The organism is Galbibacter pacificus, from assembly GCF_029603165.1.
Lineage (GTDB): Bacteria > Bacteroidota > Bacteroidia > Flavobacteriales > Flavobacteriaceae > Galbibacter > Galbibacter pacificus.
In genome coordinates this window covers 144,936-170,749 of record NZ_JAQSVC010000004.1, presented here as the reverse complement: position 1 = coordinate 170,749, position 25,814 = coordinate 144,936, and the positions used below count along the sequence as shown (strand labels likewise).

The 25,814-nt window shown below is 37.7% G+C and carries 22 protein-coding genes; 17 read left to right on the top strand and 5 right to left on the bottom strand.

Features of this window, described 5'->3' with window-relative positions; translation table 11 throughout:
• Positions 1-18: 18 nt before the first annotated feature.
• From uvrC to PSF86_RS12085, 10 genes are all read left to right on the top strand, one after another.
• Positions 19-1,812, top strand: a complete 1,794-nt coding sequence (gene uvrC, locus PSF86_RS12130) for an excinuclease ABC subunit UvrC (RefSeq protein ID WP_277900348.1) — start codon at positions 19-21, stop codon at positions 1,810-1,812.
• 4 nt (positions 1,813-1,816) lie between these two features.
• Positions 1,817-4,045: a patatin-like phospholipase family protein gene (locus PSF86_RS12125; protein ID WP_277900347.1), complete on the top strand. Its 2,229-nt coding sequence runs from the start codon at positions 1,817-1,819 to the stop codon at positions 4,043-4,045.
• A gap of 63 nt (positions 4,046-4,108) precedes the next feature.
• Positions 4,109-5,266, top strand: a complete 1,158-nt coding sequence (locus PSF86_RS12120; protein WP_277900346.1) for a homogentisate 1,2-dioxygenase — start codon at positions 4,109-4,111, stop codon at positions 5,264-5,266.
• Between the two features lie 167 nt (positions 5,267-5,433).
• Positions 5,434-6,573 carry a 4-hydroxyphenylpyruvate dioxygenase gene (gene hppD / locus PSF86_RS12115; protein ID WP_277900345.1) on the top strand — a complete coding sequence of 380 codons (1,140 nt, stop codon included), beginning with the start codon at positions 5,434-5,436 and terminating at the stop codon, positions 6,571-6,573.
• 428 nt (positions 6,574-7,001) lie between these two features.
• Positions 7,002-7,793: a DUF3108 domain-containing protein gene (locus PSF86_RS12110; protein ID WP_277900344.1), complete on the top strand. Its 792-nt coding sequence runs from the start codon at positions 7,002-7,004 to the stop codon at positions 7,791-7,793.
• Positions 7,794-7,798: 5 nt separating this feature from the next.
• Positions 7,799-8,752, top strand: coding sequence for a tryptophan 2,3-dioxygenase family protein (locus PSF86_RS12105; protein ID WP_277900343.1), 954 nt, complete (start codon positions 7,799-7,801; stop codon positions 8,750-8,752).
• Between the two features lie 4 nt (positions 8,753-8,756).
• Positions 8,757-10,082, top strand: a complete 1,326-nt coding sequence (locus PSF86_RS12100) for a peptidoglycan DD-metalloendopeptidase family protein (RefSeq protein WP_277900342.1) — start codon at positions 8,757-8,759, stop codon at positions 10,080-10,082.
• Positions 10,054-11,694, top strand: coding sequence for a glucose-6-phosphate isomerase (pgi, locus tag PSF86_RS12095; protein ID WP_277900341.1), 1,641 nt, complete (start codon positions 10,054-10,056; stop codon positions 11,692-11,694). The genes PSF86_RS12100 and pgi overlap by 29 nt, the downstream gene beginning before the upstream one ends.
• A 165-nt stretch (positions 11,695-11,859) precedes the next feature.
• Positions 11,860-14,502, top strand: a complete 2,643-nt coding sequence (locus PSF86_RS12090; protein WP_277900340.1) for a TonB-dependent receptor — start codon at positions 11,860-11,862, stop codon at positions 14,500-14,502.
• Positions 14,503-14,627: 125 nt separating this feature from the next.
• On the top strand, positions 14,628-15,062 hold the full coding sequence (locus PSF86_RS12085; protein ID WP_277900339.1) for a hypothetical protein: 435 nt from the start codon (positions 14,628-14,630) through the stop codon (positions 15,060-15,062).
• Between the two features lie 97 nt (positions 15,063-15,159).
• Here PSF86_RS12085 and PSF86_RS12080 read toward each other — a convergent pair whose 3' ends face one another.
• Positions 15,160-15,339 (bottom strand): endonuclease/exonuclease/phosphatase family protein, encoded by a 180-nt coding sequence (locus tag PSF86_RS12080; RefSeq protein WP_277900338.1) that lies wholly within the window; start codon positions 15,337-15,339, stop codon positions 15,160-15,162.
• Between the two features lie 506 nt (positions 15,340-15,845).
• On the opposite strand from PSF86_RS12080, the gene PSF86_RS12075 reads away from it, so the two are divergent.
• The 3 genes from PSF86_RS12075 (at position 15,846) to PSF86_RS12065 (ending at position 17,274) form a co-directional block, all read left to right on the top strand.
• A complete protein-coding gene (locus PSF86_RS12075) occupies positions 15,846-15,995 on the top strand; it encodes a hypothetical protein (protein WP_277900337.1) in 150 nt (49 codons plus the stop codon).
• Between the two features lie 66 nt (positions 15,996-16,061).
• A complete protein-coding gene (locus PSF86_RS12070; protein WP_277900336.1) occupies positions 16,062-16,388 on the top strand; it encodes a hypothetical protein in 327 nt (108 codons plus the stop codon).
• Between the two features lie 112 nt (positions 16,389-16,500).
• Positions 16,501-17,274 (top strand): amidohydrolase, encoded by a 774-nt coding sequence (locus PSF86_RS12065; RefSeq protein ID WP_277900335.1) that lies wholly within the window; start codon positions 16,501-16,503, stop codon positions 17,272-17,274.
• On the opposite strand, the gene PSF86_RS12060 is transcribed toward PSF86_RS12065, so the two are convergent.
• Both PSF86_RS12060 and PSF86_RS12055 read right to left on the bottom strand, forming a co-directional pair.
• The gene (locus PSF86_RS12060; protein ID WP_277900334.1) at positions 17,261-18,868 is read right to left on the bottom strand and encodes an Ig-like domain-containing protein; all 1,608 of its coding nucleotides are present in this window, start codon (positions 18,866-18,868) and stop codon (positions 17,261-17,263) included. The genes PSF86_RS12065 and PSF86_RS12060 overlap by 14 nt on opposite strands.
• Before the next feature lie 187 nt (positions 18,869-19,055).
• Positions 19,056-19,310 carry a ComF family protein gene (locus PSF86_RS12055; protein ID WP_277900333.1) on the bottom strand — a complete coding sequence of 85 codons (255 nt, stop codon included), beginning with the start codon at positions 19,308-19,310 and terminating at the stop codon, positions 19,056-19,058.
• Between the two features lie 345 nt (positions 19,311-19,655).
• On the opposite strand from PSF86_RS12055, the gene PSF86_RS12050 reads away from it, so the two are divergent.
• Both PSF86_RS12050 and PSF86_RS12045 read left to right on the top strand, forming a co-directional pair.
• The gene (locus PSF86_RS12050; protein ID WP_277900332.1) at positions 19,656-20,576 is read left to right on the top strand and encodes a DUF8428 domain-containing protein; all 921 of its coding nucleotides are present in this window, start codon (positions 19,656-19,658) and stop codon (positions 20,574-20,576) included.
• A 36-nt stretch (positions 20,577-20,612) separates the two neighbouring features.
• Positions 20,613-22,157, top strand: coding sequence for a glycine--tRNA ligase (locus tag PSF86_RS12045; protein ID WP_277900331.1), 1,545 nt, complete (start codon positions 20,613-20,615; stop codon positions 22,155-22,157).
• A gap of 58 nt (positions 22,158-22,215) precedes the next feature.
• On the opposite strand, the gene PSF86_RS12040 is transcribed toward PSF86_RS12045, so the two are convergent.
• On the bottom strand, positions 22,216-24,270 hold the full coding sequence (locus tag PSF86_RS12040) for a TonB-dependent receptor family protein (protein WP_277900330.1): 2,055 nt from the start codon (positions 24,268-24,270) through the stop codon (positions 22,216-22,218).
• An 87-nt stretch (positions 24,271-24,357) separates the two neighbouring features.
• Complete coding sequence (locus PSF86_RS12035; protein WP_277900329.1) at positions 24,358-24,870, bottom strand: DUF456 domain-containing protein; 513 nt, start codon at positions 24,868-24,870, stop codon at positions 24,358-24,360.
• 121 nt (positions 24,871-24,991) lie between these two features.
• On the opposite strand from PSF86_RS12035, the gene PSF86_RS12030 reads away from it, so the two are divergent.
• Together PSF86_RS12030 and PSF86_RS12025 are read left to right on the top strand one after the other, a co-directional pair.
• The gene (locus PSF86_RS12030; RefSeq protein WP_277900328.1) at positions 24,992-25,357 is read left to right on the top strand and encodes a BlaI/MecI/CopY family transcriptional regulator; all 366 of its coding nucleotides are present in this window, start codon (positions 24,992-24,994) and stop codon (positions 25,355-25,357) included.
• A gap of 7 nt (positions 25,358-25,364) precedes the next feature.
• Positions 25,365-25,790: a hypothetical protein gene (locus PSF86_RS12025; RefSeq protein ID WP_277900327.1), complete on the top strand. Its 426-nt coding sequence runs from the start codon at positions 25,365-25,367 to the stop codon at positions 25,788-25,790.
• The last annotated feature ends 24 nt before the right edge of the window (positions 25,791-25,814 follow it).

Below are 25,814 nucleotides of genomic sequence, written 5' to 3'. Positions count from 1 at the left end.
ATAAATTGTCGTACTTTCATGAGCCAAACCCCAATAGAAATACAATTACAAACGTTGCCCAACAATCCGGGGGTTTATCAATTTTATAACAAGGACGGAAAAATTATTTATGTTGGTAAGGCCAAGAATTTAAAAAAAAGGGTTTCTTCTTACTTTCATAAAAACCATGAATATGGCAAAACCAGGGTGCTCGTCAAAAAAATTGAAACGATTAAGCATATTGTGGTGCCTACCGAAACAGACGCACTTTTACTGGAAAACAACCTCATAAAAAAATACCAGCCACGCTATAACGTTATGCTGAAGGACGATAAAACGTATCCTTGGATCTGTATTAAAAACGAGCGTTTTCCACGAGTATTTACCACACGGAACATGATAAAGGATGGGTCGGAATACTTTGGCCCATACACAAGCATGAAAACCGTAAGGATACTTTTGGACCTTATTAAAGGGCTGTATTCGTTGCGCACCTGTAATTACGATCTTTCCAAAGAAAAAATCGATGCCGGAAAATATAAAGTGTGTTTGGAATACCATTTAGGAAATTGCCTGGGCCCCTGTGAAGGATATCAAAGCTTAGGAGAATACGATAAACAAATAACCGCTATCCGGGAAATTATAAAAGGAAATTTTAAAGATTCGTTAGGCGATTTTAAAAGCCAGATGAAAGCCTTGGCTGCCGAAATGCGATTTGAAGAAGCACAACAGATAAAAGAAAAAATAGATGTTCTGGAAAATTATCAGGCAAAATCCACTGTGGTAAACCCGAAAATAAGCAATGTAGATGTGTTTTCAATTGTTAGCGACGAAAGCTTCGGCTATGTCAATTTCCTTCAATTGTCTTACGGGGCCATTATAAGGGCGCATACCGTAGAAATTAAAAAGAAACTCAACGAAAGCAATGAAGAGTTATTGGAGCTGGCCGTAACAGAACTGCGAACAAGGTTCAACTCCCAGTCTAAAGAAATATATGTGCCTTTTTCTATTAATGTTGCTGAAGGAATTAAGGTTACCATTCCAAAATTGGGCGATAAAAAACGTATTTTAGAACTCTCCGAAAGGAATGCCAAATTATATAGGCAGGAGCGCTTTAAACAGATTAAGATTGTAGACCCGGAACGTCATGTAAAAAGAATCATGGCGCAAATGAAAAAAGATTTAAGGTTGTCTGAAGATCCGCGACATATAGAATGTTTTGACAATTCAAATATACAAGGGACAAACCCGGTTGCCGCATGTGTGGTATTTAAAGACGGAAAACCAAGCAAGAAAGACTATAGGCATTTCAACATAAAAACAGTTGTGGGCCCCGATGATTTTGCATCGATGGAAGAAGTGGTGCACAGGCGCTACAAACGGTTGCTGGAAGAAGCTGAACCGCTTCCGCAATTAATTGTAATAGACGGTGGGAAAGGGCAGCTATCATCGGCTTTGAAAAGTCTGGACAGGTTAGGCCTGCGTGGAAAAATAGCCATTATAGGAATTGCCAAAAGGTTAGAAGAAATATATTATCCGGGAGATTCTATTCCGTTGTATCTGGATAAAAAGTCTGAAACATTAAAAATTATCCAGCAATTGCGTAACGAGGCACATAGGTTTGGAATTACTTTTCACAGGAATAAGCGAAGCAAGGCTGCTATAAGTTCGGCATTGGAAAATATTGATGGAATAGGCAAGAAAACCGCAAACGACCTGTTGAAAACATTTAAATCGGTTAAACGGGTTAAAGAAGCCTCCTTGGAACAAATAGTATTAGTTGTGGGAAAAGCAAAAGCCAAAAAGGTGTACAATGCTTTTCATAAAAATTAGGTGTATGTATTTAAAAAGAATATGGCTGGCTATGGCAATCTTGTTTTCATTGCAGGCAAATGCCCAGCAAGTAGGCCAAAAAGATCCCAAGGTTGGGCTTGTCCTTAGTGGTGGTGGGGCAAAAGGTTTAGCGCATATTGGTGCTTTAAAAGCCATTGAAGAAGCCGGGGTACGGATTGATTATATTGGCGGTACCAGCATGGGCGCCATTGTTGGTGCTTTGTATGCGGCTGGGTACACTCCCACGCAACTTGACTCCATTTTCAAGGAAACAAATTTTGACGTGTTATTGCAGGATAAAATGCCACGTTCGGCCATGTCTTTCTACGAAAAAAATAATTACGAGCGGTATGCAGTAACGCTTCCGTTCAATAAATTTAAAATCTCATTGCCCACATCCTTGTCCAAAGGACAAAATCTCTACAACCTGCTTTCAGAATTGCTTTTTAACGTAAATAATATTGACGATTTTAACAAGCTGCCCGTCCCATTCTTTTGTATGGCTACCGATGTTGAAACCGGAGAGCCCGTACAATTAAACAAAGGCTACCTGCCCAAGGCTATTTCGGCAAGTGCGGCAATTCCTTCTTTTTTTGAGCCCGTCCCCATAAACGACCAACTTTTGATAGACGGTGGCGTGGTAAACAATTACCCGGTAGATGAAGTAAAGGCATTGGGGGCAGATATCATTATCGGGGTAGACGTACAGGATCCCTTGTACAAAAGGGATAAGTTAAATTCGGCTACGGACATATTGGTGCAAATAAATTATTACAATACGGTAAACGATATGAAGGAGAAGCTGAAAAAAACAGATGTTCATATCAAACCAGAAATAGACGGTTTTGACGTGCTCTCTTTCAGTAAAGGGGCGTCTATTATAGAAAACGGCTACGAAGCCGGCCAAAAAAAAGAAATGCAATTGGATAGCATTGCGCAGCTTCAACTTAAAAAACCAGAAAAAAAATATCCCGTTAAAATAATAGATACCTTTCTTATTAATAAACTCTCTTTTGAAGGAAACGATAAATATACCCGTGCATACCTTAAGGGAAAACTAAGATATACTACAGAAGAGTATACCGATTTTGACAATCTGGACCAAGGAATGAGCAATTTGGCAGCTACCAACAATTTTAACAGCGTTAAGTACGAAATCAGGCCCAATAAAGATGGCTATAAACTTACCGTGCCCATTGTGGAAAAGCATACAGACATGTTTTTAAAATTGGGTATACATTACGATGGCTTATATAAAACGGCGGGATTGGTCAATATTACCAAGAAGCATTTATTTTTTGATGACGATGTCATCTCTTTCGATTTTATTGTAGGAGATTATATACGATATGATTTTGAGTACTATCTAGACAAAGGCTTTTATTGGAGCTTCGGACTCAGGTCCCGCTATAATTCTTTTGCCAAGGATGTCTCTTTCGATTTTGTCCAGGGAAAAGCAGTTGAAGATCTCCCCGATGTAAACAAGCTTGACATTAGCCTGGACGATATTACCAACCAGATATACATGCAAACCGTCTGGAAGGAGGAATTTACGTTCGGACTGGGGCTGGAACATAAATTCCTGAAAATTGAAACAGAAACGCTAGCCAATGAAGAGGGGAACGAAATCTTGCTGGAAAAACAAAACTATTTTAGTAGCTATGGGTTTTTGAAATTCGATACTTTAGACGATAAATATTTTCCCTCAAAAGGACTGTTTTTTGACGGCGATTTTCATTGGTACCTTCTTTCAAGCGGAGAAGTGGAAGATTTTACCCAATTTTCGGTAGCCAAAGCAAAATTAGGTTTTGCCATGCCATTTGCACGTAAGTTTTCTGCAAATCTTTTTACCGAAGGCGGTTTTAAATTGGGGAGCTCCAATGCAAATACCTTCGACTTTATTTTGGGAGGATGGGGAAACGATTTTATTAACAACATAACCCCATTCTTAGGGTACGATTATCTAAGCTTTGGAGGCGATAGTTTTGTAAAGGCAACAATAAGTACCGATTGGGAGTTTATAAGGGGAAACCATGTAAACTTAACCGCAAACTTTGCCAATGCCGGTAACAATATTTTTGAGCGCGGAGAATGGTTTACACTGCCCGATTATTCCGGATATGCCATCGGGTATGGATACGAATCTATTTTAGGGCCAATTCAGGCAAAATTCAATTGGTCGCCCGAAGTAGATGAGAAATTTTTTACAGTAAGCGTGGGCTTTTGGTTTTAAGATTTTATTTAGTAAAAAACCCCCAAAAATTTCCGATATTTGCAGAAATCAAACGTTTTCGCTATGCCTTTTTATCATAAATTGGGTAAGATACCTCATAAAAGACACACAATCTTTAAAAAACCAGATGGGAGCCTCTATTACGAGCAGCTTTTTGGAACCATTGGTTTCGATGGAATGTCTTCAAATTTATACCATGTTTATCGCCCAACACAAGTAAAGGAAATATCGTCAAAAATAAATGTCGCTCCACAAATAGCAACGGCAAACAACATACAATCGTATCGTTTTCATGGGTTTAAAGTCAAGCCGGAAAATGATTATTTAAAAAGTAGGATCCCTATTTTAACCAATGCAGATTGTACCATAGAATTGGCGGCTCCCAAAAAATCAACAGCAAATTATTTCTATAAAAATGCCGATGCCGACGAGCTGATTTTCATACACGAGGGAACGGGAAAATTAAGGACCCACTTAGGGAACTTGGACTTTAAGTATGGCGATTATCTGGTAATTCCCCGCGGGATTATTTATAAAATAGATTTTGAAACCGAAGACAACAGATTGTTCATCGTGGAATCGCGCAGGCCTATTTATACCCCGAAAAGATACAGAAACTGGTTCGGGCAACTTTTGGAGCATTCCCCTTTTTGCGAACGGGACATCCGCAGGCCTTACGAATTGGAGACCAACGATGAAAAAGGAGACTTTTTAATGAAGATCAAGAAGCAGAACGAGGTTTTCGATATGATATATGCAACCCATCCTTTTGACGTGGTTGGGTACGACGGATTTAATTATCCATATGCATTGAGCATTCACGATTTTGAACCCATTACCGGAAGGATACATCAACCGCCTCCGGTGCACCAAACTTTCGAGACAGATGCCTTTGTAGTGTGCAGTTTTGTGCCTAGGCTGTACGATTATCACCCTGAAAGCATTCCCGCGCCTTACAATCATAGCAACATCGACTCTGATGAGGTGCTGTATTATGTAGATGGAGATTTTATGAGCCGTAACGATATCGAGAAGGGCCATATATCTTTACATCCGGCCGGTATCCCCCATGGTCCGCATCCGGGTGCAGCAGAAAGAAGTATCGGGAAAACCAAAACAGAGGAGCTGGCCGTTATGGTAGACACTTTTAAACCGCTTCAATTAACCAAACAGGCCATGGAAATTGCCGATGAAACCTATCATAAATCTTGGCTGGAATAATTTAATTGTTATATTGAAACCGTTGTTGGATAAATATTATTAATGCAATGTTGAATTTTAGAGTAGATATAACCCCTCATTTAAGGGCGATGTGGTAAATTTTGGATAAGAAACAAAATCCAATACCAATTAGGTATACAATACAAATTTTCAAACAAAAAATAATTATGTCACAAGATACAACATCCTTAAAATTAAATAAAGAAGTAGAAGCAGCCGAAGACTTTCTTCCATTGCTCGGCACAGATTATGTAGAACTGTATGTGGGGAATGCAAAACAGGCGGCACATTATTATCAGGCGGCCTGGGGCTTTCAGCCAATTGCCTATTCTGGGCTGGAAACCGGGATTAAGGACAGGGTTTCATATGTGCTTCAGCAGGATAAAATACGGTTGGTGTTAACTTCGCCATTACAGCAAGGTGGAGAAGTGAACCGCCATATAGAAAAGCATGGCGATGGAGTAAAAGTAGTAGCCCTTTGGGTAGACAATGCCAAACAAAGTTATTTGGAAACTACCAAAAGAGGCGCCAAAAGTTACATGGAGCCTAAAACCATTAAGGACGATCAAGGGGAAGTGGTACTCTCTGGAATTCATACATATGGAGAAACCATCCATATCTTTGTTGAAAGATCCAACTACAAAGGAGTTTTTATGCCCGGGTTTAAACCGTGGAACCCAGAATATAAGCCTACCGAGGTTGGATTAAAGTATATAGACCATATGGTTGGGAACGTAGGCTGGAACGAAATGGGTAAATGGTGCGGGTTTTATGCCAAGGTAATGGGCTTTGCCCAATTGGTATCTTTCGACGATAAAGATATTTCAACCGATTATACGGCGCTCATGAGTAAAGTAATGAGTAATGGAAATGGAAGGATTAAGTTCCCCATAAACGAACCCGCCGAGGGAAAGAAAAAATCTCAAATAGAAGAATATATAGAATTTTATAACGGCGCTGGCGTGCAGCATATCGCACTGGCTACAGATAATATTATTGAAACGGTAAAAGCGCTTAAGAAAAGGGGCGTGGAGTTTTTGCATGTTCCCGAATCTTATTACGACACAGTTTTGGACCGCGTAGGTGAAATTGACGAAAAATTGGAGCCTTTAAAAGAACTGGGCATCCTCATAGATCGGGATGACGAGGGTTACTTGCTCCAGCTTTTTACAAAACCGGTTTTGGACAGGCCCACAATGTTTTTTGAAATTATCCAGCGAAAAGGAGCAAAATCGTTTGGAAAAGGAAACTTTAAAGCGTTATTTGAAGCTATTGAGCGCGAACAGGAAATGCGAGGAACGCTATAAAATATCATTTTTTTTGCTTTTTTGATAATTAGAAACGCAACAAATTGCGTACTCGGTGTTAAAAAAGTTAAACTTATTTATTATGCTTGCATAACATTTGTTTTGCATTAACTTTGCCTCCGCAAAAGGGGTGGTGCCCTTTGCAGACTTTAAGTAAAGTTTTCATAATTTAAAGTTTTGGTTGGTTAATGAAAAAAACTCGGCTTCGGCCGAGTTTTTTGCTTTTATAATGTTCGATTATAATTTTTTGGAACAATAATTGTTAATTATATGAACTGGAAACGGTAATATAATTGATTTTATTATTTTTACGTCGATTATTGCCTCATAAAGAATATGTTGAATTTTTAATGATGTGTAATTAATGCTATTTTGGATTTTTAAAAATAGCCAAGAACCCCCCCAAAAAACAGGGATTTAATTGAACTATGAAAAAGATACTTTTAACGCTACTTATATTTTGGCTTTCGGCCTTCACAAATCAAAGTCAGCCCATAAAAACCAATTCTTCGTATAAAGGTGGGGAATGGTTTCAGTTCAGGATTCATTACGGTATTTTTAACGCAAGCTTTGCTACCCTGGAACTTAAAGAGGAATCCTTAAACGGTAAGGAAGTGTACCATGTTGTGGGAAATGGCCAAACAACCGGGCTTGCAAGCCTGTTTTTTAAGGTAGACGATAATTACGAAAGCTATTTCGACAAACAAACGGGGCAGCCCTATAAATTTATAAGGAAAATAGATGAAGGTGGCCATACAAAAGATTTAGAAATCAATTTTGATTATAAAACCAACAAGGCCGTTCTGGAAGATCATAAACACGATACTGAAAAATCCTTTAAAATAGAAGAGGGCATACAAGATTTATTGTCGGCTTTTTATTATTTAAGGGACCGGGTAGATATTAACAACATCAATAAAGGCGATGAATATGTTTCTGATATGCTTTTTGACGATGACGGAATATTTAAGTTCAAACTTAAGTACCTGGGCAGGGAAACCCTCAACACAAAATTCGGAAAAGTAAGATGCCTTAAGTTTAGGCCTTTTGTGCAGTCGGGGCGTATCTTTAAAGAAGAAGAAAGTTTAACCCTTTGGGTTTCAGACGATGATAACAAAATGCCAATACGCGTAAAGGCAGATATCCTTGTGGGGTCTATTAAGGCCGATCTTGAAGCGTTTAAAGGATTGAAGCATCAGTTTAAAATCCATATGAACTAATTGTAATGAAACTGGAAATCGAAGCTCAAATTAAAAGTCTTGAAGAAAAATATAAAAATTCTGGACAAGACTTAAGCTCTTATTTAGACGGACTTTTATACGAACGTTACCTAACATACTGGGATTACATACATTTGGATACGCTGTTAAGCCTTCAAATACCGCGCACCCATTTTCCGGATGAGGAAATATTTATTATGTACCATCAAATTACAGAATTGTATTTTAAGTTGATTATCCATGAACAAAAACAAATTATAGACGACAAGGTCCAAAAGGCAGACTTCCTCATTACCAAAATAGAGCGCATCAATAATTATTACAAAATTTTAATCAATTCCTTTAATGTCATGATTAACGGAATGGACCGCGCCCAGTTTTTAAAATATAGAATGGCGCTACTTCCCGCCAGTGGGTTTCAGTCCGCTCAATTTAGAATGATAGAGCTTTACTCCACGTCCATGTACAATTTGCTACATCCGTCGGTAAAACATAATTTTTCGCCAAATAGTGCGTTAGAAGATTTATACGAGAACATTTATTGGAAAAAAGGAGCTGTAGATACCGAGACCAACGAAAAAACGCTTACGTTAAAGCAGTTTGAATATAGATACACGCCAAGGTTTATGCGCATAGCAAAAGAAGTTCAAGGTGTAACCATATACGAAAAATACTTAAATTTGCCCAAAGAAGTAAAAAACAACAAGTTACTAATAGAGGCAATGAAGCAGCTCGATGTAAATGCCAATGTAAACTGGAACTTAATGCACATGGGCGCTGCATATAAACACCTAAGTAAAGAAAAACAAACAATTGATGCCACTGGAGGCACAAATTGGAAAGAATATTTGCCCCCAAGTTTTCAGAAAATCATCTTTTTTCCTGAAATTTGGAGCGAAAACGAAAAAGCCGACTGGGGAAAGCAGTGGGTGGAACATATGTTTAATCCTCAAAAATGAGTAAATGCCAAAAAATGTTGTAGCACTTTTGTTAATGGTCTTTATCGCCATGACATCGTGCAAAGATGAACCTAAGAAAGAAGTGAAGGAAGCGAGCACCTTAAAAACGGAGGAGCTTAAGCCTGTTGAAGTGAAAGAATTTGGTTATACCCTAAAAAATTACCTGGTTGTAAGGGATACTATTAAAGTTGGCGATAGCTTTGGAGAAATTTTACAGAGAAACAATCTCGAATACCCGCAAATATACAATATCGTTGAAGGAGCAAAAGATTCTTTTGACATTGCAAGCCTGCAAGTAGGAAAACCCTACACGCTGTTATGTACCAAGGAAGACTCCCTCCAACGTCCAAAATGCTTTATCTACCAACCTAACAGTATTGATTATGTGGTGGTAGACTTTGCCGATTCTACTTTGGTGAAAAAGGGAAAGAAAAAAGTGAAATTGGTAGAAAGGGAAGCATCGGGCGTTATTAATAATTCTCTTTACGTTACCTTGCAGGACCAGGGTTTAAGCCCCATCGTTGCATATAAAATGTCTGATATCTATGCATGGACCGTTGATTTCTTTAGAATACAAAAAGGAGATAGGTTCAAGGTTATTTTTACTGAAAAATATATAGACGACAGTATTTATGCCGGAATAGATAAAATTAAGGCCGCCTATTTTGAGCACAAAGGAGAATCTTTCTATTCGTTTAGGTACGAAACCGATTCCACAAAGCACATTATCGATTATTTTGATGAAAATGCAAAAAACCTCCGCAGGGCATTTTTAAAGGCCCCCGTTCAATTTAGCAGGATATCCTCAAGGTACAACCTCAACAGGAGAATTGCATATTACGGCAATAGGGTAAGGCCGCACAAAGGAACCGATTTTGCGGCTCCCATTGGAACACCAATTTTATCGACGGCCAACGGTACCGTTATAGAATCGGCAAGGAGGGGAGGAAACGGAAATTATGTAAAAGTAAAGCACAACGGCACCTATACCACCCAGTACCTTCATATGAAAAAAAGAAAAGTACATGTAGGAGATTATGTCAAGCAAGGAGATGTTATCGGTTGGGTCGGGATGACCGGAAATACCAGTGGGCCGCACGTTTGTTACCGTTTCTGGAAAAATGGGAGACAAGTAGACCCATTTAAACAGGACTTGCCAAAGGCAGAACCTATTGGAGATTCGTTAAAAGTAAAATACCTGGATTATATCCAGCCGATCAAGCATCAATTGGATGCTATAGTATATCCTTCAGAAAAAACATCAGATGAAGAAGAATTTTTAACCGAATTAAACCAACAGAATGCCATTAGCGACAATCAATCCAACTAAAACCGAAGCTTGGAAAAAACTTCAAGAACATTACAATAGCTTTAAAGATACGCCCATGAAAAGTTTATTTGCCCAGGACAAGGACCGGGCAGATAAATATACGCTTCAATGGAACGATTTTTATGTAGATTTTTCAAAAAACAGAATAGACGATACCACTGTTAATTTGCTTTTGGAACTGGCCAAAGAAGTAAAACTTCAAGATGCAATTGAAAAGTATTTTACAGGAGACATTATTAACCAAACCGAAGGACGCGCTGTTTTACACACAGCATTGCGGGCTAGGGAAAACGATAAAATATATGTAGATGGTGAAAATGTAGTCCCGGAAATACATCAGGTAAAAAAGAAAATAAAGAAATTTACAGAAGCAATTATTTCTGGTGATAAAAAAGGATATACAGGAAAACCGTTTACCGATGTGGTAAATATAGGTATCGGTGGCTCCGATCTGGGCCCCGCCATGGTTACCGAAGCACTTCAGTATTACAAAAACCACTTAAATGTACATTTTGTAAGCAATGTAGATGGCGATCATGTTCATGAAGCCATTAAGAACCTAGATCCGGAAACCACTTTGTTCGTTATTGTTTCCAAAACATTTACAACACAGGAAACCTTAAGCAATGCAACTACCATAAAAAAATGGTTTTTAAAAACCGCGACCCAAAAAGATGTGGCGGCGCATTTTGTGGCTGTTTCTACCAATTTGGAAAAAATAGACGAGTTTGGCATTGATGCCGATAATGTTTTCCCGATGAAAGATTGGGTAGGGGGTCGTTTTTCTTTGTGGAGTGCTGTTGGGCTGTCGATTGCATTATCGGTGGGATATAAAAATTTCGACAAATTATTGGCAGGCGCACAGGCAATGGACATTCATTTTAAGGAAACGCCTTTTAATAAAAACATCCCGGTAATATTAGCGCTTTTAAGCGTTTGGTACAATAATTTTTACGGAGCAGAAAGTGAAGCATTAATACCGTATTCTCAATATTTGCACAGGCTCTCGGCATATCTTCAGCAGGGAACCATGGAAAGTAACGGCAAGAGCATCGACCGGAACGGAGACCCGGTAAATTACCAAACCGGAACCATTATTTGGGGGGAACCCGGTACAAACTCACAGCACGCATTCTTCCAGTTGATCCATCAGGGGACAAAATTGATACCTACCGATTTTATTGGCTTTGTAGAGTCCCTGCATGGAGACAAAGACCATCACGATAAATTAATGGCCAATTATTTTGCACAAACAGAAGCTTTGTTAAACGGTAAAACCGAAGCAGAAGTAAGGACAGAACTAAAAAGTAAAAACACTCCCGAAAATGAGATAGAAAAACTTTTGCCATTTAAACTTTTTGCCGGGAACAAGCCAACAAACTCCATTCTTATAGATAAGTTAACACCACAGGCATTGGGTGGGATTATTGCCATGTACGAACATAAAATTTTCGTTCAGGGAATTATCTGGAACATTTTTAGCTTCGATCAGTGGGGCGTAGAATTGGGAAAACAATTGGCATCAACGATACTTGACGATATAAAATCGGAAAAGATTAGCAATCACGACAATTCAACGTTAAATCTTTTAAGATTCTATAAAAACAGTTAACATATTTTGTTAAAATCCGAAAACGTAACATTGTAATCCCCATCAGATTATATTGTTACGTTTTTTGTTTACTTTTGCTTATATGTTAAATTATTTAACATTGGCTTAATGTGGGAATCTATTTTATATAAGATTTTTGCAACGTTAAATTAAATCAAACAACAAATGAAGACAATTTACAATTGGATTTTAACAGCAGTAATTGCATTAATTACTACTACGGCCTTCTCGCAAGGAACAATCACGGGAACTGTAGTAGATGGCAGCCTAGGGGAGCCATTGCCCGGGGCAAACGTAATGGTTAAAGGCTCTTCAACAGGGACTTCAACCGATTTTGATGGTAACTTTACTTTAAATGTGTCTCAAAACTCAGGAACTGTAACGGTTTCATACATCGGGTTTATAGCACAAAGCGTTAGTTATACCTTGACCAACGGATCGGCTAATATAGGAGAGATATCCTTACAGCCTGATGCTGAAGAATTGGAAGGGGTTGTTGTAGTAGGTTCAGGAGTGATTGATTTGGCCAATGATAGACAGACTCCAATAGCTGTTTCTACGGTTAGTGTTCAAGAAATTCAAACAAAGGCGGTAGGAAATGTGGAATTTCCCGAAATTTTAAAAAACACACCATCTGTATATGTATCAAATCAATCGGGTGGTTTTGGTGATTCTCAAATGTTTGTTAGAGGCTTTGATCAAACAAATACCGCTTTCTTATTGAATGGACAGCCAATTAATGGAATGGAAGACGGAAATATGTATTGGTCTAACTGGTCTGGAATGTCTGATATTGCTAATGGTATTCAAATCCAAAGAGGGTTGGGGTCTTCTAAATTGGCAATTTCTTCAGTTGGTGGTACAGTTAATATTGTAACAAAAACTACTGACATGAAAGAAGGTGGTTTTGCTAGATTTATAGTTGGTAATGATAGTTACTTTAAGACAACTGCTGCATATAATACTGGAATGAGTGATAATGGATGGGGATTCTCCTTTTTATTAGATTATTGGAAGGCGCATAGTAAGTATGCATATGGAACAAAAGGAGAGGGACAAAACTATTTCTTTTCTGTAGGAAAAAAAGCTGGCGACCATAATTTTAATTTCTTAATAACAGGAGCCCCACAATGGCATGATCAAAATTTTTCTAAAGATCAAGAGCTATACGATCAATACGGTATAAAGTATAATAATAATTATGGTTTCTACAGAAATAACTCAGGAGATTATGAATACCTCTCTTTAAGGAGAAACTATTATCATAAACCAGTAATTAATTTAAACTGGGATTGGGATATTTCTGAAAAATCAAACTTATCAACAGTGGTTTACGCTTCATTTGGTCGTGGCGGCGGAACGGGCGATTATGGAAACGGGGTTTCTTATGTAGATAATGGAGATGATAGAACCGATGGAGCCTATTTGTATAATAATGGACAAATTGATTGGGACTATATTATTCGTACATATAATGCGGGGATTCCAAATGGATTAAGTGATGGATATAATGGAACAGTTTTAAGAGCATCGGTGAATAATCATGCTTGGTATGGATCTGTTATTAATTATGAATACGATACACTTAAAAACTTTACTTTCAATATTGGTGCAGATTTCCGTTTTTATAAAGGAGATCACTTCCGTCAACTAACAGACCTTTTAGGGTTGAATGGAAGAATTGAACCAATTGGTGGACGTCCTGATGACTATGTCGTGACAGAGACATACAATCCTGATCCATGGGCCGCTCTATTTAATTATGCAGATACTGATCAAAGAATCGACTATGATTATTCTGAGAATATTAATTATCAAGGAGCTTTTGGTCAAGCCGAATATGCTAATGATGTTTTTAGCGCATATATTCAAGGTGCTCTTTCTAATCAATCATATAAAAGAGAAGATAGAGGAAATTTTGATTTTGATAATCCTAAAGAATCGGAAACAGTTAAACGAACAGGTTATAATATTAAAGGAGGTGCTTCATGGACTTTTATCGAGGGGCACACAGTTTATTTTAACTCTGGTAATTACTCTAGACAACCTTTCTTAGACAATATTTTCCCATCTTATGATGATAACACCTTATTGGCAGACCCTAAAGTTGATAATGAAGAGATTTTAGGTTTTGAGGCGGGATATAGAGTGCAACTTGGAGATTTTGTTGGTAGCTTAAACGGATATATTACTAGATGGGATAATAGATATCAATCGTTTACAGGGAATTATGAAGATGTTGAAAATGCTTTATTTAGATTTACTAACATAGGTCAATTACATAAAGGAATTGAATTAGATGGTAAATGGCGTCCTACTTTAGGTTTCATGTTAAGGGGTTACTTTACCATTGGAGATTGGAAATACGACGGATCCTCTCCAGTAAATATCATTAATAGCGACGATAATTCTTTTGTAGATAGTTTTGATGTTGATTTAACCGGAACAAAAGTTGGTCAAGCTCCACAAACTACTTTTGGACTTGGCTCATCATATGATGTTATTATGGATAAACTAACAGTCTATGCAGATTGGAATTATTATGCAAACCTTTATGGTTTTGTGGATGTAGAAGATGTTGCTGCAAGTTCCATAATTGGTGAAACATACCAGCCTGAAAAATTAGACAACTATTCTTTGTTTGATTTAGGAGCTACATACAAATTAAATTTTGGAAACAATAACATGAGTATCCGTGGTAATATTTATAATCTTTTTGATAAAGAATACATTAGTCAAAAAGATAATTATGGATATTTTTACGGAAATGGGTTAACATGGAACTTAGCGGTTAGATACAACTTCTAAACCCTATAAACAATAAATATAAACCCCGTCATGCAATAGCAGTGTCGGGGTTTTTTATGTGCCATTTAAAAGTATAAGTGCAACTATTTCCTTACTTTTGGTAAACTAACAAAACAATAATTTACATGTACTCTACAGTTAACGTTTTACATTCTTATTGGGCCTACCTTACACTATTGGTATTGGTAATAGCTGTGCTCAATGCCATGATCGGTTATTTTAAAAATAAAGATTTTAGTTTGGCAAAAGACTTCCGAATTAGCTTGTTTGCACTTATTTTTACCCATATACAACTGGTTCTGGGGCTAATACTTTATTTTACAACTCCGCGCTTTTCTTCATGGCAAACCGGAGGTGTTATGAGCGATAGTATCCTTAGGCTGGTCCTGGTCGAGCACCCTTTTATCAATATTATTGCCATTGCTTTGATTACCATTGGCTGGAGCAAGCACAAAAAAGAAACTACTTCCAAAAGAAAATTCGGTAAAATAGCACTTTTCTACGGAATTGGGCTTTTTCTTATCCTTCTAAGGATTCCTTATATGCTTTGGTTTGATTAAATACAGACATGCATAGGAGTTGAGAATTAATAAACTTCCTTGACCAAGTACAGATATAACGGAAAATGGTCTGCATACCCCTTTGTATTTTTCCGGTTTAGGTTTTTAAGTATTCATCATTATAAATACCGGTTTTCCAAAACCGGTATTTTTTGTTGTTTCTTACAAGGTTACTTGTCATGTAAAACTGGTCGAACAAACTCCATCGATTTCGATAGGTCAAGCTACCAAATCCCATTTTAAAGGGTTTTTCCATAGGATTGTATAAATTTACCATGTCCAGATTTTCTCTTTCTCCTTTGGTACGGAGTATTTTTTAAAGAAATTATCGGTGGGGTTGTCATTGAAATCGCTCATACCTAATAATTTTTATATCGGGATGCCTTTTTATAACAGATCATTATTTTCTTATTTATAACCTTGCTGCGGCTTTCCTAAGCGGTTTGTTCCGGGTTTTGCCCCTACTTATGGATGGGGTCAATAGTCAACAATAAAACAAAAGCGTTCACTGTCATTATAGCTGTTTGCAACCAATTGTTCCCTTGTTTAGTCGTCAAACCCATCTTCGTCGTAAATCAATAATTTCCCGTATTGAACATGGCTGGAAATAAAGCTGCTTCTTATATGTGATATGACCACATCTACCCCATGTCCATTTGGGGGATCCCAGTGTATTATTGATCTTGAGAATAATGCGAAGAAGATAATGGTCCATTAATGCCCGGTTCCAGGAAGAAAGCATGTCCTATGAAAAAGAAAAATTAACAGGAATACCAACGCCAAATGTCTTTTAGAAGGAATGTAAACGATTTCGATTTTAATAGGCCTTACGAAGATTGCTCTTTAAAATATACGAGCGAACATGTTTTTATTTCTGAAATAGCCGACCCCGATAATAATACTTCTGAGGCAAATGTGAGGTTTATAGAATAATACAATTTAAGTGAAAAAGAAGTATTGTTGAATAACTGGAAATTACGCCGATACACAAATGCCAATATGGAATATAGAGAAAGGAGCCTGGTGGACCTTTTTGGGCTTAGCATTGCTCCCAATGGTATTTTTATAATTTCGGTAATTGCCGAGAATTTTACCAACATGTATGGATTTGCTCCAGATCTTGAAGGGGGCACGGGAGGTGCAGCTGACTCAAACGACCATGATAATATCGAATTGGTTGACGGAAATGGTAAGGTTGTAGATGTTTTTGGTGTACCCGGTGAAAACAGGCGTGCTGTGCGCAGGTCTGAAGTTGTAAAAACAATGCAACATATATTTTTTCTGAATGGGAAATCTTTAACGATACAGGGGCTTCCGGACCCATAAACAGACCACAAATAGGGCCTCAAGATTTTAGTCCGGGAAAACGTTAGGCCATTTATGAGTTAAACCCATAAAGCAAACTTGTAATTTTTATAATTTCCCTTACCTTTAGAATATGGCATCAGCATTAAAAATAGCTTTGATACAAGCTTCGTTGGCATGGGAAAACCCACAAGAAAACAGGTTGCTTCTTGAAGAAAAAATTATGGAAGTAAATGCCGGGACCGATGTGGTGGTCTTGCCCGAAATGTTTAATTCGGGATTTACAATGAACGCCCAAAAGGTATTCGAAACCATGGATGGAAAAACATTGGCCAGGATGAAAAAACTGGCAATAAAAAAAAACACGGCCATTACCGGAAGTTTAGTGATAAAAGAGAAAGGAAAATTTTATAACCGGCTTGTTTTTGTAAAGCCAGATGCATCGGTAATAACCTATGATAAAAGACATACCTTTACTTTGGCTGGAGAACATAAAGTATATGCGGCAGGAACACAAAAAATAATTATTGAATATAAAGGCTGGAAAATTTGCCCATTAGTATGCTATGATTTACGTTTTCCGGTGTGGGCCCGAAATACAGAAAACTACGATGTTTTATTATATGTGGCCAATTGGCCCAAAAAAAGAATTAACACCTGGGATATTTTACTACAGGCACGGGCCATTGAAAACATGAGTTATTGCATAGGTGTAAACCGAATAGGCAAAGACGGAAATGGCTATGAATATTCGGGGCACTCGGCAATTTACGACCCGTTGGGAAAAACATTGGTTTACAGCGAAGACGAAGCCACGCTTTATGCAACATTAAACAAAGCAGAAATTATTGAAACCCGTGAAAAATTAAAATTTCTTGCCGATAGGGATAGTTTTACTGTAAATTAAAGGTTTGTTCAATTTCCCAATTGGCCCTCAATTCAACCGGGTCTGGATAATAGCTAATGCGTTCCGGTTGTATTTTTTTCAAATAATTACCGGTGTCCCATTTGCCATTGCCATTATCATCATGAATAACACGGATTAAATACGTGGCCGGGTTTATGTTTCTAAACTCATACCCGTATTTGGACTCTTTAATAAATTGTTCGTATAGTACTTCTCCCTTGTTGTCGGTAAGTTGCAGGATAACCGGGTATTTTTCTACGTTGTTAAGCGTTATCCTTATACTTCCAAGGTCGGCTAGGCTTTTGGTAGAAACACCGTATGTAAGTGTATCGCTTTCTTCTCCATAAAAATCGGTAATGGCACCGGGAAGCATGGTAACCCGATATTTTTGGTCGGGCTGGGTTTCCCAGTGAATATTTAAAATATTTTTCTTTCGGTCGAGATTTGTGTCAAATTCTAAAGCAGTAGAATCTTTGTCCATGACAGAAATCTTTTCATTATTAAGGTTTTCCATCGGGGTGCTTGTATGGAGCTTTAGGGAATCGTTCAGTTCGAAGCTTTTATTAAGCTGGGCAACAACCAAGGTATCTGGATAGAGTTCTTTAACGCGTACGGTAAAAGTATCTATAACTTCTTGTTTTCGTACTTCAAAAACCAAAGAATCTGCTTCAAACGGGGTAAAGAAATAATTAAGCGTATCGGTTTCCATATCGGGGAAAATTCTATAATCGTAATCGGCAGGTTTTTCGGTAAGCAATTTAATTTCCATTCCTTCAGGATCTCCTTCATACCCAAAAAATATTTTGTTTTTGGCAATAAGCGATGGCCTTCCTGCTTTGTATGCGGGAATTTCCTTAAAGAGGTTCAAACCATATATGGAATCGGATGGAATTTTTATGAAATGGTCGATATACCCTATTTTATCCGTTTTCGGGTCGAATTTATAATTGCCGGCTTCATCTTTCATGGCTACCAATTTGTAGGTTCCTTCTTTTAAATTTGTCAATCTAAAATTTGTAGAGCTATCCAAGGTGTTAGTAATATATGTTGGTGGTTTTTGGTAGATAACAGAATCGGTGTAAGCGGTATCTACTTCATACAACATAACCGAAATAAAGTTTTCGGGTTTTTTTTGTAAGGCATCAAAAACAAAGCCTTCCAGTTCCAGGGAATCAATATAATCCCCGGTAGAAAAAACATATTTAAAAAAAGAGTAGGGATTGGCCTCGTTATTATCTACCACACTTTGACCAAAATTAAAAACATAGGTGGTATTTTCCTTTAAGGTATCAACAATTTCAATTTCCAAGTATTTGCTGGCGCCCGATTGCGGATAAATATACGGTTGGTATTCCAAAGGAGGGGAAACGATAAGTTGTTTCTGTAAGTCTTTTAATTTGATGTATTCATCAAAATTAATCCGGATTTTCTCGGCATTAAAATTTATGGTATTGTTATCGGGAACCGAGGAAGTTATGGATGGAGGGGTTATGTCTTTTGGCCCGCCTTCTGGAGTACCTCTTCGTGCACAGCTGGCTAGGCTTGTTAGTAAAACGAAAAACAGACTTAAAATTAAAAGATTCTTAGCTTTCATGAAACCTGATTAAAGCTGCAAATTAACGATTAATTTTAGTAACGTTGAAATTAAGCTGTAATTGCAATGGTGTTGATACTTATTTTTAATTGTTGTTCTTTAGGGGATGTATTTATGCATCATTCCATATTCATTAATGGAATAACATCGGCTGTCAATTTAGGATATGCATGTTCTGTATAGCTATTTATGGGTTTGTTTTAAAATTGTTGTCTTGAAAATCGTTTCTGGAAATACGGTTTTTCCGGGTTTGGGTGCCAGTATATTTTGTGTTTACTAAAATAGTTTCCGAGTATTGTGCATTTATGTGTTTGGCAATTTCCCTGCCAAATTCGGTTACTTGGTTGTAGCCCCTTTGCCTATGTTTTTTTGGGTGTAGCGGTACCGGAACTACCATGTCGATGTTGTTGAACCTGGCCGAACTTTTTAGCTCTTGTCCCATCCATTTCCCGAAGAACGACACGATTTCCTACCGGTTTTTATATTTTAATTGATGAACAAGCTGCTGAACGATTCCTTTTTTGTAATATCGTAGAAATGAAGTGTCGTTTATAATTTTTGCCCTTCCAAACAAAATTTTTTCGGTAGGGTTGTCGTTTTCGTTAATAAATTGGGTAAGTGGTAATTGATGTCGGCAATGTACACAAAGAATTTTTTTATTTGGGGTAATCAAATTAATACAGCCCAAACAAGTAGGGGAAAAAACAAATTTTGCAGATCATTTATTATCTTTACGGCCTTAATCAATTATGATACTTTAAGTTATATTCAAATCTAACTAATTTAAATGAGTGCTCAAAAAAGGCAACTTGGTCAAAAAATAATATTAGGGGTTTTGCTTTTGTGCATTGCCGCGCTCACGGGCTTTTCTTATTTTAACTATGTAGAAAGCGAGGAGAAGGTTTCCTTTTTGGAAAATGCCAAAGGAATGATTGTTGAAGACCTGGAAAGCATACAAAACGAACTTAACGAGCTTGCCAAAGAAAACGAATCTCATATAAAAGAGATCGACTATAGCAGAAAACGCATTGCCAGTCTTATGGATTCCATACAGTTTCTTGAAGTAGATTACCAAATATTGGGGCATTACAGGCGCGAGCTTGCAGAAATACGGAAAGAGAACAAATACCTGCACAAAGTAACAGACTCTATTAAAAAACAAAATTTCTTGTTGTCTAAAGAAATAGACAGCACCCGGTTGAGGTATACCGAGCTGGAGCGTTATTCCAATGCCTTGAAAAGTGCCAACGAAAACCTTACCCAGTTCAACGATTCGTTAATCAACGAAAACATTGAGCTTTCCAAGCAAATAGATAAAAATCCTGCTTTAAAAGTATCTGCATTGGTCGGGATGGCATACAAAATAAGGAACAACGGCAAGGTGATAGAGACCAACCGCTATACCAAAGCCGACCGTTTAAGGGTATGTTTCAACATAGCTCCAGGAACCTTGCTACAACCGGGCGAGAGGGAATTTTACGTGCAGTTTATAGACCCCAGGCACAACATTCTGGGAACTAAAAAGGCAATTAACTTCAATGCCAAAAAGTTGGTTTACAGTAAAAAAATTGTAATCGATTATGAAAACAAACCCATGGGGATCTGTGATTATATTATTGTAAAAGACCTCGATATGGAAGGCGATTACAGAGTGAACATATTTTATAAAGAAAATTTGCTGGCCACTACTGTTTTTAAGCTGAAATAAAATCTTAAATTCTTTTAAAAAGTATATTTTTGCGACATGGCAAATCAAGACGATCAATTCAAGAAAGTAATATCCCATGCTAAAGAGTATGGATATATTTTTCCTTCAAGTGAAATTTATGACGGGTTAAGTGCAGTATACGATTATGCACAAAATGGTGTTGAACTTAAAAAAAATATCCGCGAATACTGGTGGAAGGCCATGGTGCAAATGCACGATAATATTGTAGGGATAGACGCCTCTATTTTTATGCATCCTACAACCTGGAAGGCCTCTGGCCACGTAGATGCGTTTAACGACCCGTTGATCGATAATAAGGACTCTAAAAAAAGATACCGTGCCGATGTTTTGGTTGAAGACCATGTAGCCAAAATTGAAGCTAAGATTAATAAAGAAATAGCCAAGGCCCAAAAACGGTTTGGCGATGCCTTTGATAAAGAACAATTTGTTAACACCAACCCAAGGGTTGTAAAATATAACGAGCAAGCGCAGGCCATTTTAAAGCGTTTAGGACAATCGCTTGAAAAAGAGGACCTGGCCGATGTGAAGGCCCTTATTGAAGAACTGGAAATAGTCGATCCCGAAACGGGAAGCAAGAACTGGACAGACGTAAAGCAGTTCAACCTAATGTTTGGCACCAAGCTGGGAGCTTCAGCAGACTCTGCAATGGACCTGTATTTAAGGCCCGAAACAGCGCAAGGGATTTTTGTAAACTTTTTGAACGTGCAAAAAACAGGACGTTTAAAAATTCCTTTCGGGATTGCGCAAACCGGGAAAGCCTTTCGTAACGAAATCGTGGCCCGCCAGTTTATTTTCCGTATGCGTGAGTTTGAGCAAATGGAAATGCAATTCTTTATCAAGCCGGGAACACAAATAGAATGGTACGATTACTGGAAAGAAACACGCTTAAAGTGGCACCTGTCTTTAGGCATGGGCGAAGATAATTACCGTTTCCACGATCATGAAAAACTGGCACATTATGCCGATGCTGCTTCTGATATCGAGTTTAAATTTCCTTTTGGGTTTAAGGAACTGGAAGGAATTCACTCCCGAACCGATTTCGATTTGTCGCAACACGAACAGTTCAGCAATAAAAAATTACAGTATTTCGATCCGGAAGAAAACAAGAGTTATGTTCCTTATGTGCTCGAAACTTCAATTGGCCTGGACAGGATGTTCTTGGCAGTATTTTCAAATTCACTTCAAGAAGAAGAATTGGAAAATGGCTCTACCAGAACGGTGCTTAAATTACCGGCTGTGCTGGCGCCTACCAAAGTGGCCATACTTCCATTGGTTAAAAAAGACGGTTTGCCCGAAGTGGCCAAAAAGATTTTTGAAGACCTTAAATGGGACTTTAACGTTGCCTATGATGAAAAAGATGCTGTTGGAAGGCGTTACCGTAGACAAGATGCCGCAGGAACTCCTTTTTGTGTAACGGTAGACCACGACACGCTTGAAGATAATACGGTAACAATAAGACACCGCGACACAATGGAACAAAAACGTGTTAAAATTGAAGAACTTCAGGAAATAGTTAAAAAAGAAGTTGATGTAAGGTATTGGTTGATGAAGACCAAATAACCTTTCGACCCAGAATATTTTAAATCCCAAAGGCCTTTTTAAAGTCTTTGGGATTTTTTTATAAAAGATATTTCAATTTAAGGCCACCGTAATAATTAACAGGCAATCCGGGATAATAATAACGCGGTTCCGAATCCCCAAAACCAACGGCATTTATTAAAATGGAAGCGGCATACTTTTCATCAAACAAATTATTGATGCCGGCAAGTAATTCCAGCTTAAAATTATTGGTAATTTGCTTTTGGTAGCCCCCTTTAATGTTGATTAAATTATAAGCATCAGTATACAACGAATTGGCGTCGTTCATAGGCAAACTCCCAACGTGCTGATATGTGGCCGTAAAATAAATTCCGTTATCGTGTTTAAACTGAACTCCCCCGTTGATAAGTTTTTTGGGAACACCCGTAAGGTCGTTTCCGGAATAATCGTTGTTTTCTTCCACAAAGTCTTCAAATGTGTGATGGTTAAATGTGGCATTTAAATACGGTTGTAACGTAGCATCTGGGAATAAATTGAACAAGTAATTTATACTTACTTCAAATCCTTTATGGGAAGTAACCCCGGCATTTCTTCCAATGTATTGATCTTCGCCTACGCGGTCGGCTACCAAGAGGTTTTCAACATCCATGTAATAAAAGGTGGCCGCGGCCTTAAGCTTTCTGTTAAAAAAATAATTTTCGGTACCTATCTCGTAATTTGTTCCGGTTTCTGGGCCGATATCGGGGTTTATAATACCTTCGGGAGTTAGAGTTTCTTCCAGATTGGGATAAGAATATCCGTAACTAATATTTCCAAACACAATATTTGCGGGCGTAAACAAATATTTTATACTAAAACTTGGCGCCCAAATAGCATCAAAATCCCGATTTGCACTTTTATTGTTTTCTCCGGTATTATAATGGTCCCTATAATTATAAGACGAATTGTTGAAATTTAACCCTAAGGCCACCACAAGCTTGTTAAAATAGAGGCTCCACGTGCCAAAGCTGTTAAACCTGTTACGGTATTCTTTATTGTCGCTCAGCAAGTCCCCTTGCAGGCTTCCTTGCCCATTGTTTGTTTGGTATAGGTTTTCCCATGTTTTCCAGTTATAGGTATCCGAGTACCGCTCGGCTCCTAATGTAAATTTGTTTTTTAGGGGGAGGGGAATGCTTCCGTTGAAAGAAGATCTAAAACCATAACTGTTGGTGAATTCATCTAAAATATTAAACGGACGGGGCTCGTAATGGTCTAAATACGAATAAAAAATGGTAGTTGTATTGTTTAGGTTGGAAGAAAAAGTATGCTTGTATGTTATTCCCGTTGTTGTTCCTTTATTGTCTTCGTAGCCTTGTGCATCGTTCCAGTTTGTTGCTGCCTTTTTTGGGTTTTCGTTAAAATCGGTTTCACCTATGGAGCTTGCAATATGTGCATTGTAATCTATTTGGTTAAAGAGGAATTGTATGGAGTTTTTGTCGTCAAAATCATATCCCATATCCAGTAAAATGGCATTTCTTTTATAACTACTGTTCTCCCGGTATCCATCGGTTTGCAAATGGTCTGAAAGTAAGTTAATGTAAAAGGCTTCATTTCGATAGGCTGCCTGAAAACTGTTTTTAAACATCCCGTAAGAGCCAAAAGCTAAAACTTCGTTTGCCAGGGAAGTGTTTTTTTCCGGCAATTTGGTTTGTAAAAGCATGGCACCGCCCAAATTGGCCCCATATATACTGGCTTTAGGGCCTTTTATAATTTCTATTTGCTGAAGGCTTTCCGGGTCGTAAATATTAAAAGTAGACTCGCCTACACCGCTCGTAATAGGAATGCCGTTAAAATAGGCTTGAATTTTATTGGTACCATACGGGGTTCTTGCGCCCATCCCGCGAATGGTAAGCCTGTTGGTGTTTAGGCCTCCCGAAAAAATATACACACTTGGCGTTTCGTTTATTGCAGAAACAATATCGATCGGGGCGTACTTTTTAATTGTCGAAGTTCCAACAATATCTACAGGGGTTATGGTCGGTGGATTTTGAAGGAGTTTCGATTCCAAAACAACTTCAGATAAGGTGTCGTTTTTCTTTTCTTGTGCAATAATAAGGCCAACGGAAAACAATGTGAGCAAAATAGTTTTAAGCATGCCATAAAAATACATGTTTTTACACTAATTGGAATCGTTTTTTCGAGGCTTTCGGAAAAGCTTAAATGAGTACGGCAAAAACGGGTTTTATGAAAAATTGAACAATACTTCTTTGTGTTTCCAGACTTTAACGATGTAAATTCCCAAAAAAACGATAGCTACTACAAATTTTAAAAAAGTACCGGTTAAAAAGCCCAAAAAAGAACCATAAGCGGCCTTCAATGCTGTTTTGTTATCGGCTTTGTTAATAAGCTCGCCCACAAAAGCGCCCACAAAAGGCCAAATAACAATCCCGAACAAGCCCAGCACGGGAAATACAATAGAAACTATTAACCCAACCGTTGTGCCTATCATTCCTGCTTTTGTGCCGCCGTAACGTTTGGTGCCTGCAATCGGGATGATATAGTCCAGCACGACCACCCCAATAGCAACCACAAGTGTAATGCCCAACAGCCACCAGTTATTTGGAACTGCTTTTGTTAGGTAAAGTAACAAGAGTCCGATCCAGCTTATTGGAGCTCCGGGAAGCACCGGTAAAAAGCTTCCTAAAATGCCAATAATAATGCAGGCAAAACCAAGTACGACCAATAAAATATCCATTTCTTTTTCTTTATTAGACGAATATACGGAGTATTTGTTACATTTTATAACTAAAAAATTAGTTTAAACTAAATATTTAGTTATATTTGTAAAAGCATTCAACTAAAATATTAGTTATAAAATGAAACAACTCACAAAGGCAGAAGAAGAAGTTATGCAAATATTATGGCAGTTAAAAAAGGCCAATGTTGCAGCTATTATAAACGAGTTGCCGGAGCCAAAACCGGCATACAATACAGTTTCTACCATTGTTAGAATTCTGGAAAGCAAGGGTTTTGTAAATCATGAGCAAGAAGGAAAAGGTTATTTGTATTTCCCGGTTTTAAAAAAATCGGAATACAGTAATCAATCAATAAACAAATTGGTCGATGGGTACTTTCAAGGCTCCTTTAAAAGCATGGTGTCTTTTTTTGTAAAGAAAAACGATATCAGCTTAAAAGAAATGGAAGCTATTTTAAAAGAAATGGAAAACGAAAACAATAAATAATAAGATTATGTTACGGAAAAAAATGATGTTGGCAAGCGTTTTATTAATGCTTATAGGGATTTTAACTTCTTGCGAAAACGAGCAGGATAGTAAAGTTGTAATTTCGGATCAAGCTATATTGGAACAGAAAATTGAGGAAATAGAAAAAGAAATAAAGGAAAACCCGGAACGGTTAACGCCCGAATTAAAGCAAAGATTGCAGTCCATAACAGAAACTAAAATTGCCTTTAATGGAATAGTGTTAAACAAAGATGGAAAAGGATTGCCCGGCGTGAATATTTTACTGGGAAACCAACGTATTGGAGTAACCGATTACGATGGAAATTTCAGTTTAAAAGCTGTTGAAGGACAAAATGTTACATTTAGCTATTTAGAATTACCGCAAAAAGATGTGGAAGTGGTAAAAACTAAAAAATACAAAATCATTTTATAAGCCTTTCTCTAATTTAAACTTTGT